Genomic DNA, 14,248 nt, shown 5'->3' with positions numbered 1-14,248 from the left:
TCACTGCGGTGGCAGCGGCGTCGGCATCAGGCAGTGATGGTGGACGGACGGGGCACTTTGGATTCTCCGGTTGGACTGCGTGAGGAAAGGCCGGGGGCCAGAACGGCGCGCAGAATAATGGAGCTGACCCGGACTGGCAAGAGGGTGGCAGTACTTCTTTTCCAGGGCGGGATTTTTCCCGTGGGCGATAGAGTGCTGTCGAGTCAGGCAGGGCGGGGAGGCGACTTTCCATTTCCTATCAATGGGATACGCCCTGCTTCTCCAGATGGGCCTCCGCCAGCGCCTGTACGGCGGGAAAGAAAGCGTGGAAATCGTCCCGAAAGCCTTGATAGTCCGCCAGCATCTCCTCGACCCCACCAACCAGTCGGCCCAAACGTGGTGCCCGCCGGGCCGCAATGCGGTCGATGGTGGTGCCGATGCCTGTGGGGTCGCGGTAGGACAGCAGCCAATTCTGACTGCGCATCGTTGGCAGCGCTTGAACCAGATTGTCGGGTAAGCAGTGCTGATGCGCTGCCAGCACGGCATAGGCGGCGCTGGCAAAGTGGTCGAGCGGCTCGGGCGAGTAAGCGTCCCAATCGAGCGCCAGGAAATGATCGTAGAACACATCGACCAGAATCCCGCCGAGCCGCTGCCTTTCAGGGCTGATCCGGGCGCGGCTGCGCAGAAACAGGGGATGGGAATCAGTAAAGCGGTCGATCTCACGATGCAGGATCACGCCTTGCGCGACGCGAGCAGGCAGCGAGGCGGGAACCGGTCCTTTCAGAAAATCGCCAAGCAGGCCGCCAACCTGGACCTGTGGGTCGCTGCCGGACAGCAGCAGATGGGCAAGATAATTCATCGTATTGAGCCGGGCTTTGCTGCGCGGAGATGCGCAATCCTCAGTGTCGGCAGATGAGGGCGGGGGGAGGATAGGGAAGAGGCTGAGATGGGAAAATGGAGAGGTCTCTGGCGGCGTGTCCGGATCGAAGAACCCGTAGGGGTCGTTAGCCGCGAAGCGGCGTAAGGTATCGCTGTTTCCGTCATGGACTGTTGCTCGATTGTTGGCGAGGACGGAAACAAGAGTGCATTAAGACTTTTGGCCTAACACACCCTACGGGATATCTCGTTCTCACGCTGCTCTTGATGGGGTAACACTTTTATTTCTATCTGAATGTGCCTGAATATATTGTGATGAAATTGCAGAAATATTTATTTCTCTGGGGTCTGTTGTGAACCGAGAGCTGCCAACAAAAATCTTTTGAGCAGAGTCGGCTGGGTAATGATGTCCTATGCCGATCACTGCTAAAATTTCGTGCAATAAATTTTCCGATACATATAAGTTGCGATAAATCAAGTGCTTGGGGGTTTTTCGAGTAACGCCAAAACATTTTTGTTAATGGCTCTTGGTTCATAACGGGCTCTAATGGTGTGAATGGGAAGATCTTTGTGGCTGACTTGATTCTGAAAATTTTCCAAACACCTTCAAGGCCAGAATTCACCCTGGCAATCAGGAAAATTTCTTAAAGTTTATGCGTATTTCTAACTTGCCCCAACTAATGCCCTCCAAAAAACAGAACCCCAGTTTTCAGGGTTGGGGAATAAATTGCTCCCTCTGTTCCTTCAATAACTCCACAAACGCCCGCAATCCAGCGGGCATCAAACGGCGGCTGGGATAGTAGAGAAAAAAGCCCGGAATCTCCGGCCGCCAATCATCCAGCACCGTCACCAAGCGTCCGGCCGTGAGGCCCGGCGCGGCATATTGGTGGTAGACATAGGCGAGCCCGAGTCCGGCTTCGGCCGCGCTGACCTGGAGTGACATTTCGCCGACGGTCAAGGGGCCGTTGACCTCGATCTCCAGACTTTCCTCGGCACGGGAGAATTCCCAGTGATAGATCGAGCCGCTTGGAAAGCGCAGCCGGATACAACGATGCTGATCCAGCTCCCGTGGCGATTCGGGCGTGCCATGGCGGGCCAGATAGCTGGGCGAAGCCACCACCACGAAGCGCTGTGACGGGCCAAGCGGGATCGCCACCATATCCTGCTGTAGACGTTCACCGAACCGCACGCCGGCGTCGAAGCCTTCGGCCACGATATCCACCAGCCGGTCGTCCGTGACCAATTCCACTTCCATCCCGGGATGGCGTTGCAGAAAGGCCGTGACCAGCGGTGCCAGCACAAGCTCGGCTGCCGGGCGGGATGCGTTGATGCGCAGGGTGCCAAGCGGTGAATCGCGAAAGGCATTGACCTCATCGAGCGCGCTCTGAATATCGAGCAGTGCCGGCGACAGCCGACCCAGCAGCATCTCACCCGCAGCCGTCGGCGCCACGCTGCGGGTCGTGCGGTTGAGCAGACGAAGACCGAGCTTGTCTTCGAGACTGCGCAGCGTATGGCTCAGCGCAGAAGGTGAGACCCCCAGCTCCACCGCCGCGCGGCGGAAGCTGCGCAAGCGGGCCACGGTGGCGAAAGCGTGCAGATCGGTCAGATTGCCAATGGCCATTGTTGAATATCTCTCATCAAATCATCAAAAAAAGTGCGGATTGTTGCTCAATCAAGCGAACTGTAATCTTCGCCCCGCTTACTTAACCGAGCTTTAGGAGACTGCAATGGAAAATATCCTGTCCGATCTGACCGGCAAAACCTATCTGGTGACGGGCGCTTCGTCCGGTATCGGCGCCGCGACTGCGCTGGCTTTGGGCCGAGTCGGGGCCAATGTGGTGCTGGCCGCGCGTCAGGAAACGGCCTGCCGTGAGCTGGCCGAGCAGATCGTTGCTAGCGGCGGTCAGGCGCTGGTGGTCAGGACCGACATCGGCGTTGAACAGCAGGTCCGCGAGGCGGTGTCTGCGACGGTGCAGCATTTCGGCCGACTCGACGGCGCCTTCAATAACGCCGGCACCCTGGGTGTCGCTGCCCCCTTGCATGAAATCGGCAGCGACGACTTCATGCAGGTCATGCGCATCAATGTGCTGGGCGTGTTCTGGTCGATGAAATACCAGATCGAAGCCATGTTGCAGAGCGGTGGCGGTGCCATCGTCAACAATGCCTCGATCACTTCCCAACTCGGTTTTCCATCGCTATCGCCCTATAACGCCAGCAAGCATGCGGTGGTCGGACTGACCCGCACAGCGGGGCTGGAATACTTCCAGCGCGGGATCCGCATCAATGCGGTATCGCCCGGCCCGGTCGCCACCCCAATGGCCGTGCAGGGCTTTGGCGGCCCCGACCGGCTCCAGGCTGCCATGATCGACTCACCCGCCGGCCGGGCCGGGTCCCCTGACGAGATCGCCAAACCAGTGCTGTTTCTGCTGTCCGAGGCGGCAAGCTACTTCAGCGGCCAGAGCATCACGATCGATGGTGGATTTACGGTGCAGTAAACGGATGCGCAGATAGTAGCCTTTTATTGAGAAGGCTGGAATCTGCGACCCTTTCTGACAAAGCGCCCAATCTGTCGGGCCCTGATATTTGGGTTGGACTGGAGAAGTCGGAAGGTTAAATAATATAAAGAAATGTGTGGAAAGGCGGCCATATCCTGCTTGGGCGGATAGGGCCGCTTTGCTGATGGAGTGAACGTTTAGGTTGCCTCCCGCCGCGTCTCATGAAGTAACTGCCCCTCGGCATCCCTGACCGTCACGCTGACCGGTATGCCCTGGTTGACACTTTGGGTGACCACGCAGAAATCCTCGAATTGGGACAGGATGCGTTCGCGATGGAGCAAGGCGTCTTCCGGCTGGCCGATTTCCAGGCTCACCGCGATATGGCCGATACGCAGACGACCTTGCGCATTGCGGTTCATCTGGACGGTGGCGGTCGATTTGAGCGGTTCGGGATGGTTTTTGTATTTGCGCAGGGCAAACAGCAGGCTGGCGCTCAAACAGTTGGCCACGGCCGCGGCCAGCAGATGCGAAGGGGCCGGACCCTCGCCATGGCCAACGGGTGGGGATTCGTCGCTCAGCAGGTTCGGGAGGCCGTCGCCGAAATCGATCAGAAAACGGTAGTCCTGCTGCTGGGTCAGGGTGATGGTGAACGACGTGGCTTCGCTCATGACTGGACTCCACAAAAGACCGCGCCGCGTCGGGCCGACGCGGCGCCTGTACAGCACAGCATAGGTGTTTCTGGGCTGACTGTCGGCCAGCTCGGGTTTATTCCTCCAGCAGGCTGCGCAGCATCCAGGCGGTCTTCTCGTGGACTTCGAGCCGCTGGGTCAGCAAGTCGGCCGTGGGCTGATCATTGGCCTCGTCCACCAGGGCGAACAGCGAACGGGCGGTCCGGGCGGTGGCTTCCTGGGCGTTGACCAGCAGACGGATCATCTCGGTGGCCTTGGGAACGCCTTCCACTTCCTTGATCGAAGCAAGCTTGACGAATTCCTTGTAGGTGCCGGGCGCCGGATAGCCCAGCGCGCGGATGCGCTCGGCGATCATATCGAGTGCGTTCCACTGTTCGGTGTACTGGGCCATGAACATCTGATGCAGGCTGTTGAACTGCGGACCGGTGACGTTCCAGTGGAAGTTATGGGTCATCAGATACAGGGTGTAGCTATCGGCCAGAAGCGCCGACAAGCCCCGGGCGATCTTCTGCCGGGCGCCGTCGCTGATGCCGATGTCGATGGCGGGAGTGGATGTTTTGCTTTTCTTGCTGCTCATGATCAAAGCTCCGCGTAGATACGACGTCATAGAAAGTCAGAGACTGCCTGCCTAGCCCAATGTGGTGTCCAGCACCATCATCAGGGCGAAACCGGCCATCAAGCCCAGCGTGGCGGGCGTCTGGTGGCCGTTGCGATGGGTTTCCGGAATCACTTCATGGGAAACCACAAATAACATGGCGCCCGCCGCCAGACCCAGCCCGACCGGATAGGCAAACGCCAGTCCACTCGACAGGCTAGAACCCAGCAGCGCACCCAGGGGTTCGAGCAGACCGCTGGCGGCGGCGACCAGCACCGACAGCCCGGGCTTGAAGCCGGCACCGCGCAGGGCCAGGGCCACGGCCAAGCCTTCGGGAATATCCTGCAAGGCAATCGCTGTGGTCAGCGGCAGACCGACTTGCAGATCGCCTTGCGAAAACGCGACGCCAATCGCCATTCCTTCGGGCAGGTTATGCAGCGCGATCGCAAACACAAATAACCAGATACGGTCACAGCGCTGATAGCCCGGTCCGCAAGGGCCGCCTTGCCCGTGTTCGTGCGGGGTGAATTCGTCGAGCCCCAGCATCAGCGCTACGCCAAGCGCCAGGCCAATCACCACCAGACCTGCCCCGAGCGGCTTGCTGCCGCTGAGTTCGGCACCGGCGGCCAGTCCCGGCAACAGCAGCGAGAAGGCGCTGGCGGCCAGCATCATGCCGGCGGCAAAGCCAAGCAGGCTGTCTTCGATCCGTTGCGGCAAACCGCGCAGTACCAGCGCCGGCAGGGCTCCCAGGGCGGTGGCGGCGAAACCGGCTGTGCCACCCAACATTGCCAGATATAGACCGGGCGAGCCGTCGCCGCTCAGCAGTTGCCACAGACTCTGCACCAGCAAGCCCAGCACGGCCAACAGCCCGATCGCCAGACCAGCAGCGGCCGCCCGATGCTGGCGGGCATGCTCGCGCAGCAAGGCCGACCAGTGTGGTTTGGCCAGGGCGAAATCGGTGGTCATGGGCAAGGTCCTCGCGGCAGAACATGGTCTGTCGGTACTGTAGAACAGCTTGGAATTAAGGAAAAATTTATTATTCTGATTTATTTCATAGTTTATAACAATAAATATACCCCGGCCGACCTGCCATCTCCAGACAGCGTCGATACAGCGGAAGGACGACCTGATGCCTTGAAAGAGACTCGGCGTCGAGCACAGAAGGAGTTAGGGCATTGCCAGCCAATTCGGAGTCAGGCTGGAAAGCCCTGGCACAGAGCGCTCAACCAGGTTTCGACTCCGCTTTGCACGAAGAGGCACTAAAGCGAAGGATCAGGCGGGAGCGCCGGTCAACGCTCCCGCTGGCAACTCAATAGGATTTCTCGTGTTTTTCCTGGGCGCAGTGGCTGTCGCGCCAGTGTTCACAATCGCGGCGCGGGGCGGGGCCGAAGACTGAATGATAGGCCGGCGGGTAGGGAGCTTCCGCCGGCAGAATCGCGCAGCCGACATAGGTGCCGCCCAGCGCAATCACCCGGAAGCTCTCGGGCAGATGGTGGATCTTGACCTTCAATACCGGTTCGTCATTGATCAGCACGGTCAGGTATTCATGCTCGGTGTCAGGCAGGGTCAGATGGGCGATCCACGGTATCAGCGACATGGCACCGAGATCGCGGTCGCCCTGCCGGCTTTCCTCGATAAACACCTCGGCACTGCCCGGGTCGGCCAGATAGACGATGCTGCCACCGGGGTAGAAATCCTGGACGGTGGCCTGATGGCTCGAATCGTCCAGCAGGCCGGTCAGGGTGACATAGACCGACTCCTCCTGGCGGGCGGCGTAGGCTTGTAGATCGTACATGGCAGGTTTCCTCCTGGCTGAGTTGCGAAATATTGTTCTGGCACGACTGTTCTGCGCTTGGGCTATTCCCAGCATAGTTCACTGACCAGACCAGCCGGCCCTGTCACCAGGCCGGATTTTTCACGGCGACTATCGAGATATTCAATGACAGCTCAATGGCAGGGCAAGGCGCGGAGACAGGTAAAAATACAATAAATATGCAAAACATGTGCAAGGTATATTTTTGTGTATGGAGAAAAATAAATATAGAAAGAAAAACCCCCGTCCAGGACGGGGGCAGGGACGACCGAAGCCGCCCATTGGGGAGATCGTTTGATCAACCGCCGGTGTAGTTCACCGTCAGCCGAACACCCGAGTAGGCGCTATAGCCGCGGATACCGATGTAGTACCAGCCTGCCGGCGGGGTGGCGAAGCTACAGGTTTCGCTGTTACCGCTGCGGTACGGACGGCAGGTATAGGTGCTGAGATCGGGTTTGGCCCCCGGTCGGGTGTACAGATCGGCGTCACCGGTGCCGCCGCTGATCGCGATCGACAGATTGGTCGCGCCGGCCGGCACATTGACCTTGAAGTATTTCCAGCCGTTGCGCACATCCGAGATATTGCTGATCGGCTGGCCCTTCACCACCGTGATGGCATCGTCGAGCCCCACTGTTACCGGCGTGGTGGTGCTGGCGGTCAGGCCGTCGTTGTCGGTCACGGTCAGGCGGACGTTGTAGGTGCCGCCGCTGGCGTAGGTATGGGACGGGTTGGTGGCGGTGGAGGTGTTGCCGTCACCGAATTCCCAGCGCCGGGCGGTGATGCTGCCATCGTCGGTGCTCTGATCGGTGAACGAGGCGCTGAGGCCGCTGACCGTATGGCTGAAGCGGGCCACCGGTGCGGTGCCGCCTGCGCTGATATTGACGAAGACCGCGCTGAAGGCACCCCAGTTGCCGGCGCTGTCGCGGCCGCGCACATAGATCAGATGCTTGCCCGCGCTCCAGCCGCTGGTGTTGATGCTGGCGGTGACGTTTTCCTTGTTGGCGTTGAAGCTGCCATCGGCGGCATTCATCGGCCGGGCCACGGCGCCGGCGACCCACGGCGGGGTATCGACGTAGTACTCGGCGGCGGCCACCGTCTGGGTCGGCTCGGTGCCATTGCTGTTGTTGTAGCGGGTGTCGTCGATCTGGGCCGTCAGCGTGACCGGGGTGCCCGGGCCGACCGTGCCGCTGCTGACCGCCACGCCCAGTGCATCGGGACCGGCCGGGGTCTGATAAGGCGTGCGGACCACCTTGGCGGCATAGATCAGCGCCGGCAGGTTGGTCGGCAGCAGCGTGCTGTTGTAGTAGCTGCACGATTCGAAGAAGGCCGTGCCCAGCTCAAAGGTGAAGGCCGCGACACCCAGTTCGCCATAACTCGGACCGTCGCTTGTGCCGTCGGTCTCGTACAGATCGAGCGAGCGCTGCGGGGTGTGGTTATTGAAGAAGGCGAATTTACGGCCCAGCGTGGCCAATTGGACATCATTGGGCGCCACCGAGCCGGCCGTGCCGTAGGGCCACAGCAGAAGACGGCCGTGGCTGTGGATATCGAGATGGATGCCGCTGGTATCGAGCGGTGCCGGATCGCCGCGGTTGGGGCCACGCCGATCGGGCCACAGCGAGCGGATATAGCGCTCGACGGCCTGGGTTTCCGGCTCGGACGCCGCGCTCGGACCGCGATAGACCTCGCTGCAACCGCTGCCGCTCGAACCGCTGCCCCCAGTGGAATTCCACTGATAGGTGAAGTTGCGGTTCAGGTCGGCACCACGGCTGTTGCTGGTGGCGCCGCAGTAGGCGGTATTGGTGTTCTTGCGCCACAGAATCCCGGTTTCGGCCTTTTTGCGGCCATCGGGGTTGGTTTGCAGCAGCAGATGGACTTCATGATGGTCGAGCAGCCAGGTGGCATCCGGGTCGGTGCCATAGCCATTGATCAGATGCTTGGCAAACGCCAGGGTCAGCGGAGCGGTGGCGTATTCGCGGGCGTGGATGGCGCTATTGATGAACAGTTTGGGCTTGCTGCCGCCGATGGCCGAATTGGTCAGCTTGAGCACCATCAGGTCATAGCCGCCTGCACCGGTGGTTTTCTGCCACGATTCGCCGATCTTGTTCCAGCTCGCCAGCGTCGGGCGCGAGGCGACCAGCGCCTGGGCCGCAGCGAAGCTTTCTTCCACGGTCTCGTAGCAGCTAAAGCCCGGGATGGCCGTGGCGTCATCGGCTGCACTGGCTTCGCGCGCCAGCATGGCGGCGGTGCGGTGCAGCCACTGCGGATCGGCTTCGATCCGATAGCCCAGGCTTTCGAGTTCGGCCCGCTCGGTGGCGTTGGCATTGACGATCAGATAGCCGGTTTCGTATTTGGATTCGAGGGTTTCGAAGCGGCTGTGGACGATGCGCTGCGCGTGTTTCAGATCCTTGAAGTAAGCCCTTACCACCTCACGCCCGGCGTTCGGGTCTTCGCTCTTGGGCACAAAGTCATGTGCCATGACGCTGAGGCTGCCCAGCGCGGCAACGGCCAGCGCCAGGACGGTTTTTCTTCCTCCTACCAGCCCTTTTGTTGCTTTGGTCATGCGTCTTTCTCCTTGTTGGCTTCTTCTGTTGCATGGACAAGAGCGAAGAGCCCGGCCATCGCTACGGCCGGAAACGGACCGACGTCGCTCCTATTCGCCGGCCAGATACCATTGCACGGCCTTGACCTGGTCACGCTCGACGGCAAAGACCAGAAAGTCGTGATCGCCGCGCCAGCGGTAGATCCACAGTTCGTCAGCGGCGGTCAGCTTGGGTAGCCGGGTCAGCAGTTCGCTGTAGTCGGCTTGTTGGCGTTGCACGATGCGGTCGGGTTCGGCCATCAGCCGGCGCAGTTCGGCCACTGGCGTGCCGGGCTGACCCAGACTGTCGGCGAGCCGGTTCATGGCGCGGTGTTTCTCGCCCAGCCAGCGATCGACCGTGTCTTCCCACTTGCCGCCGCTGAAGCGCCCAGGCACCACGCGCAGACTGCGGTAGCGGGTGGCGGCCTCGTCCAGGGTGAGTGAGGTGTCGCTGGCTGCTTGTCTGGCCGGGGAGGCCGGCGGTGTGGCCGGCTCGGCGGCCAGGGCGGCGGTCAGGGCAAGTGCGGCGAGATACATCGGCGTGCTGGCTCCCGGGGTCAAAACATGCTCAATCGATAGTAGAAGAGCCTTGACCTTTTTCCAGCCCGATCTCGACCGGCGCCGTATTGCAGGAAATTTGTACAGGAATGGCATCTGCCGCCATGTCGGTCCGATTGCTCCTTAAAGCAGGACAGATAGACGGTTATCTGCCAAACGCTTTTTAGCGCTGGCTAAGACCTTAATTAATATGGATGAAATATTGTCCCGCTGATGCAGGCCGCGTCGGCGGCCGCTCTGTCGCATCGATGACACGGTCTTTGATTGCCCGGTCACGGCACTGGGTTCGGACAACTGTTGCAAAGCCCGCACCGCTGCGCCGTCTGTCCAGGGCCGGGGCTACACTGCGCCCTCGCAGCACCCCACCCATAACAAGAGAGGAACGACATCAATGAAGCTGAAGCGAGCAATGGCCGCGCTGGCGGCGTTTGGCCTGTGTGCGGCCCCGGTGGATGCCGCCGTGCCCATCCTGTGGCAGATCCCGGCGGCTGAAAACCAACTGACGACCGAGGCTGGCCGCTGGTTTATCAGCGGCGACGGTGCGGTCTATGAGGGAAGTGGCGATGGCAATGGCTTCGAGCGCCGTGCGCTGCCGGCTCGTCGCCTCGACGGTACGCTGCAGCGCTGCTATTTCCTTGGCATGGCCGAGCGGCATGGGCGGCTTTATACGATCTGCACCGATGCCGCGCTCAATCCGTTCGCCATCAAGCGTCTGTTCTCGCTTGATCTGTCCGACCCGGCAGCCGAATTGCGCGAAATCTATCGGCCAAGCGGACTGGCGCTGCCCAATGGTCTGGCGGTCGATGCAGCAGGCGATCTGGTGCTGGCCGACTCGGGTGCAGCGCTGCTGCCGGGCCGATTGGTGAAGCTCCGCCTCGACAGCCATGGTCAGGTGACGGAGCAACTTACCCTGCATCAATTCCCGCTGTGTAAACCCAATGGCGTGCGCATCGACGGCGAGCGCCTCTACGTTTCGCTCAATCCGCTCAGCTATGTCGGTGTGTCGCAACTCAAGCGCTATCACTTCGATGGTGAGGCATTGCGCGATGGGGTGACGATCTATGACTCCTGGGGCTTTATCGACGACTTCGCCCTGACCCGCGACGGGGTGGCGGTGGCGGAATTTCTGGGCGGCAAGGTCAGCCATGTGCGCGAGGATGGAACGCTGCTGAAGCAGGCCTGGTTCGATCAGCCGACTTCGGTGTCGGCCCTGGCGGGTGGGGTGTTCCCGGGAGGTGGCATTCGCGTGACCGAGCGTGGACACGGCAGGGTGGTAGTGGAGGCGGAATTCGGGGCCTGGCCGAGATAGAGCAGCTCGTCAGTTATGGCAAAAAGCGCCGGCCGAGCCATCGACCGGCGCTTTTCAATCTGTTGTGGCATCGGCAGCTCAGTACGAACAGCCTATTGGCCCTCAGACTTGGGCGTGCTGGTCAGGTCCTCGCCTGCCTTGCCGGGGCTCGGCTCGTTCTGCGGCTTTTTCGGATGACAGATGGGAGAGTTCTGGTGCCAGAACTTGCGGCTATCGTCGCGCTGGTCGGCTTTGACGGGTTCGAGAAGGATTTGGCCGTTTCCGGGCTTTTCCTGTTTCAGATTGGCGTAGCAACGGCCATGGTGGCGGTTATACGTACTTTGGAATCGATAGAACTGCCCCGTTTCCGGCACGAAGGACAAGGTGATCTTGCAGTGACCGCGCGCAGTGAGATGCGTCACGGTAAACGCGAATTCCTGGCCTGCCGGCACGGTCCTGGTCACGGTCTCTTGGGGAATGTCCTTGATCGTCTGCATGCGCGCGCATTCGACCGGATCCTCGTAGCTCACGATCGTCGAGGCCAGCGATGTGTCGCGCGGTACGGTAAAGGTGATACGGGAGGTTGGTCCATCGGTCGGTTCGACATACGGTCGCAGCGTACCGCAGGCACTGAGAGCGAGTGGAAGAAGGCACAGGGGAAGCAGGGAAATTCTCATGGAGATTACAAATCTTTGAGGGAAATCTGGTGAAAAATCGGCATGGCCCGGCAGGTTCGCAACGGGCGTTAAACGCTAGGGCATTTCCAGTTAAATCGGCGCCGCTGCCAAACCTGGTGGGGCAATGCATGCCTGCGCTTTGAGGTTCGGACACGTTGACACTGAATTGGCTGGCAATGCGCTGGGGCATGATCAGGCCGGCTTGCAGGAAGGGCGTTTTCCTATGGCATTGAATTTGTTCAGGTGCTCTTCTCTTTCCTCGGTCTTTACCCGTTCGAGCCGCTCAGGCTCACCCTGGATCACTTTGAAGACCTCGACCGCGCATTGTCGCTCGCGGGCTTGGATCTGCGATTCGACCAGATAGCGTTGATTCGCTTCGGGAACGAATTCCAGAGTTTTGCGGCAGTACTGTCTGAATTCACCTTCCTGTTTCAGCGTGAAGACGAACTTGTTGTTGGCGGGGACGGCTTTTTCCACGCTGAATTCATGGGGATGCTTGATCAAGCTCGGTCCTGTGCAGGTCTCTGCATCCTGATAGGTATGGATGATCGAGCGATATTTTGTTTCTGGCGCGAACACGACTCGGGCTTGTCTGCCGATGGTCGGTTCAATGTAGGGCATCTCGGCGCTGTGCAGCATCGGCGGAACCGGCCGCCCGGGCGCGGCACAACCGTTGAGCAGTAGGGGCGCCATGGCCAGAAGAAGAGATAAGGAAGATTTCATCGAACAATCCTTAAAAGATAAAACGCGATAAATGGCAAATCGGCGTCGAACATCAGCAAAAGCAAGGCGTCGGCGTGCTTGGGCGGGCACGCCGCGGCTTGTATCTGGACAATTGAATAAGAAGAAAAAAGACGAAGCCTTGCTCGGACTGGCGCAGGCGAAACGACTGTGCTTACCGTCTGCCTTCCCGGGTGGCGCGCAGAATGCCACGCAGAATATCCACTTCAACCTTCTCCAGTTGCCCGCGCCCCAACAGTCGGCGCAGGCGTGGCATCAGCCGCTTGGGATTGTCGGGGTCAAGAAAGCCGATCTGCACCAGGGTGTTTTCCAGATCGACGTAGAGCCGCTCGACGTCATCGTGGGTGGCGAGTTCGTGATACTCCTGCAAATGGCTCAGATCGGTGTCCACGGCCATCCGCAGCTCGTAGGCGATCACTTGCACGGCCTGGGCCAGGTTGAGCGAGGAATAGTCGGGGTTGGCCGGAATCGACACCACCCGGTTGCAGCGCCGCACCTCGTCGTTGCTCAGGCCAGACATCTCGGTGCCGAACAGCAGCGCCACCTCTTCTCCGTGCTGACAGCGCTCGATCAGCAGTGGGGCGAGTTCGCGCGGGTTGTGCATCGGTACGGTCAATTCTCGCCGCCGCGCCGACAGTGCCACCACCTGGGTGCAGCCGATCAGGGCGTCGTCGAGTTCGCTGACGACCTGGGCGGCGTCGAGCAGGTCGGTTGCGCCCGATGCCAAGGCCAGCGCATCGGGGCTCGGAAAGCTGCGCGGGTTGACCAGCACCAGCCGCGACAGGCCCATGGTCTTCATGGCGCGGGCGACCGAGCCGATATTGCCCGGGTGGGAGGGATGGGACAGCACCACGCGGATGCGGCTGAGAATGTTAGAGGTTGCGGGTTTATCCATACGCCGAAAAGCTGTAAAATCGTCAAAAATCAAACGGCGTCAGAACCTATCCGACGCCGTTTTTTCGTTCTTTGCTTCCCGTCGCATCGACCTGCCTGCCGAATCGTTTCGGCCGCCTTGGTTATTTGCTTGCGGCGGGAGGCTTGAATCCATCTCGTTGCAGAAAGACCGGGGATCGCCATGCATCCGATGCTCAATACCGCCGTCAAGGCCGCTCGCCGCGCCGCTTCCGTTATCCAGCGCGCTTCCAACAACCTCGACCTGATCCGGGTCGAGCGCAAACAGCACAACGATTTCGTCTCGGAAGTCGATCGTGCCGCCGAAGCGGCCATTATCGAGACCATCCTCGAAGCCTATCCGAAGCACGCGATTCTAGCAGAGGAGGGCGGCGCCCGAGGCAACTCGGAGTTCACCTGGATCATCGACCCGCTCGACGGTACCACCAACTTCCTGCATGGCTTCCCGCAATACTGCATCTCGATCGCCCTCGAACATCGCGGCCAGGTCACCCAGGCCGTGGTCTACGACCCCAACCGCAACGATCTGTTTACCGCCACCCGTGGCGTCGGCGCCTTCCTCAACGACCGCCGCATCCGTGTCTCCAAGACGCGTGACCTGTCCGAAGCCCTGATCTGCACCGGCTTCCCCTACCGTGAATTCGGCAAGCTCGACGCCTATCTGCAAATGTTCAAAGACGTGCTGCAAAAGTCCGCCGGCGTGCGCCGCCCGGGCGCAGCAGCGCTGGATCTGGCCTATATCGCCTGTGGCCGCTTCGACGGCTTCTGGGAGCTGGGCCTGCAACCGTGGGATATCGCGGCCGGTAGCCTGCTGGTGCTCGAAGCCGGCGGCCTGATCACCGACCTCGAAGGCGAGGCCAACTATCTGGAAAGCGGCAATCTGGTGGCCGGCACCCCCAAGGTGTTCTACCAACTGCTGCAAACCGTGCAGGCCCATCGCGAGGGCTAAGCGTCTCGGGACAGGCTGCTTGGGTGGTCTGTCCTGTTTTTTGTATTAATGTGCATTTATTGGCTCTGTACCTTGTTAGTATTTTGCGCAAAATTTTA

General features: G+C 60.4%; 14 protein-coding genes. 3 read left to right on the top strand and 11 right to left on the bottom strand.

Features of this window, described 5'->3' with window-relative positions; all coding sequences use genetic code 11:
* Positions 1–238: 238 nt before the first annotated feature.
* On the bottom strand, positions 239–838 hold the full coding sequence (locus ACFOW7_RS04380) for an acyl carrier protein phosphodiesterase (protein WP_378161440.1): 600 nt from the start codon (positions 836–838) through the stop codon (positions 239–241).
* A gap of 726 nt (positions 839–1,564) precedes the next feature.
* Positions 1,565–2,476 carry a LysR family transcriptional regulator gene (locus tag ACFOW7_RS04375; RefSeq protein ID WP_378161438.1) on the bottom strand — a complete coding sequence of 304 codons (912 nt, stop codon included), beginning with the start codon at positions 2,474–2,476 and terminating at the stop codon, positions 1,565–1,567.
* A gap of 106 nt (positions 2,477–2,582) precedes the next feature.
* On the opposite strand from ACFOW7_RS04375, the gene ACFOW7_RS04370 reads away from it, so the two are divergent.
* Positions 2,583–3,350 carry an SDR family NAD(P)-dependent oxidoreductase gene (locus ACFOW7_RS04370; RefSeq protein ID WP_378161435.1) on the top strand — a complete coding sequence of 256 codons (768 nt, stop codon included), beginning with the start codon at positions 2,583–2,585 and terminating at the stop codon, positions 3,348–3,350.
* Positions 3,351–3,547: 197 nt separating this feature from the next.
* Here the strand turns inward: ACFOW7_RS04370 and ACFOW7_RS04365 are convergent, their stop codons facing one another.
* From ACFOW7_RS04365 to ACFOW7_RS04340, 6 genes are all read right to left on the bottom strand, one after another.
* Positions 3,548–4,018, bottom strand: coding sequence for an OsmC family protein (locus ACFOW7_RS04365; RefSeq protein ID WP_378161432.1), 471 nt, complete (start codon positions 4,016–4,018; stop codon positions 3,548–3,550).
* A gap of 97 nt (positions 4,019–4,115) precedes the next feature.
* Positions 4,116–4,616 carry a Dps family protein gene (locus ACFOW7_RS04360; protein WP_378161430.1) on the bottom strand — a complete coding sequence of 167 codons (501 nt, stop codon included), beginning with the start codon at positions 4,614–4,616 and terminating at the stop codon, positions 4,116–4,118.
* A gap of 51 nt (positions 4,617–4,667) precedes the next feature.
* Positions 4,668–5,600 (bottom strand): ZIP family metal transporter, encoded by a 933-nt coding sequence (locus tag ACFOW7_RS04355; RefSeq protein WP_378161428.1) that lies wholly within the window; start codon positions 5,598–5,600, stop codon positions 4,668–4,670.
* Positions 5,601–5,943: 343 nt separating this feature from the next.
* The gene (locus ACFOW7_RS04350) at positions 5,944–6,429 is read right to left on the bottom strand and encodes a hypothetical protein (protein ID WP_378161426.1); all 486 of its coding nucleotides are present in this window, start codon (positions 6,427–6,429) and stop codon (positions 5,944–5,946) included.
* A 316-nt stretch (positions 6,430–6,745) separates the two neighbouring features.
* A complete protein-coding gene (locus ACFOW7_RS04345) occupies positions 6,746–9,007 on the bottom strand; it encodes a M14 family zinc carboxypeptidase (protein WP_378161424.1) in 2,262 nt (753 codons plus the stop codon).
* Positions 9,008–9,097: 90 nt separating this feature from the next.
* Positions 9,098–9,562, bottom strand: a complete 465-nt coding sequence (locus ACFOW7_RS04340; RefSeq protein ID WP_378161422.1) for a hypothetical protein — start codon at positions 9,560–9,562, stop codon at positions 9,098–9,100.
* A gap of 412 nt (positions 9,563–9,974) precedes the next feature.
* Between ACFOW7_RS04340 and ACFOW7_RS04335 the strand changes: the two genes are divergently transcribed.
* Positions 9,975–10,892: an SMP-30/gluconolactonase/LRE family protein gene (locus tag ACFOW7_RS04335; protein ID WP_378161420.1), complete on the top strand. Its 918-nt coding sequence runs from the start codon at positions 9,975–9,977 to the stop codon at positions 10,890–10,892.
* A 92-nt stretch (positions 10,893–10,984) separates the two neighbouring features.
* Here the strand turns inward: ACFOW7_RS04335 and ACFOW7_RS04330 are convergent, their stop codons facing one another.
* The 3 genes from ACFOW7_RS04330 to ACFOW7_RS04320 form a co-directional block, all read right to left on the bottom strand.
* Positions 10,985–11,548, bottom strand: a complete 564-nt coding sequence (locus tag ACFOW7_RS04330; protein WP_378161418.1) for a hypothetical protein — start codon at positions 11,546–11,548, stop codon at positions 10,985–10,987.
* Positions 11,549–11,740: 192 nt separating this feature from the next.
* Positions 11,741–12,271, bottom strand: coding sequence for a hypothetical protein (locus ACFOW7_RS04325; protein WP_378161416.1), 531 nt, complete (start codon positions 12,269–12,271; stop codon positions 11,741–11,743).
* Between the two features lie 172 nt (positions 12,272–12,443).
* Positions 12,444–13,184: an RNA methyltransferase gene (locus tag ACFOW7_RS04320; protein ID WP_378161414.1), complete on the bottom strand. Its 741-nt coding sequence runs from the start codon at positions 13,182–13,184 to the stop codon at positions 12,444–12,446.
* 180 nt (positions 13,185–13,364) lie between these two features.
* Here ACFOW7_RS04320 and ACFOW7_RS04315 point away from each other — a divergent pair, with 180 nt between their 5' ends.
* Positions 13,365–14,150: an inositol monophosphatase family protein gene (locus ACFOW7_RS04315; protein WP_378161412.1), complete on the top strand. Its 786-nt coding sequence runs from the start codon at positions 13,365–13,367 to the stop codon at positions 14,148–14,150.
* Positions 14,151–14,248 lie beyond the last annotated feature (98 nt).

The sequence above is a fragment of the Chitinimonas lacunae genome (genome assembly GCF_042650885.1).
GTDB classification, from domain to species: Bacteria; Pseudomonadota; Gammaproteobacteria; order Burkholderiales; family Chitinimonadaceae; genus Chitinimonas_A; species Chitinimonas_A lacunae.
This window is presented reverse-complemented; position numbering and strand designations above follow the sequence as displayed.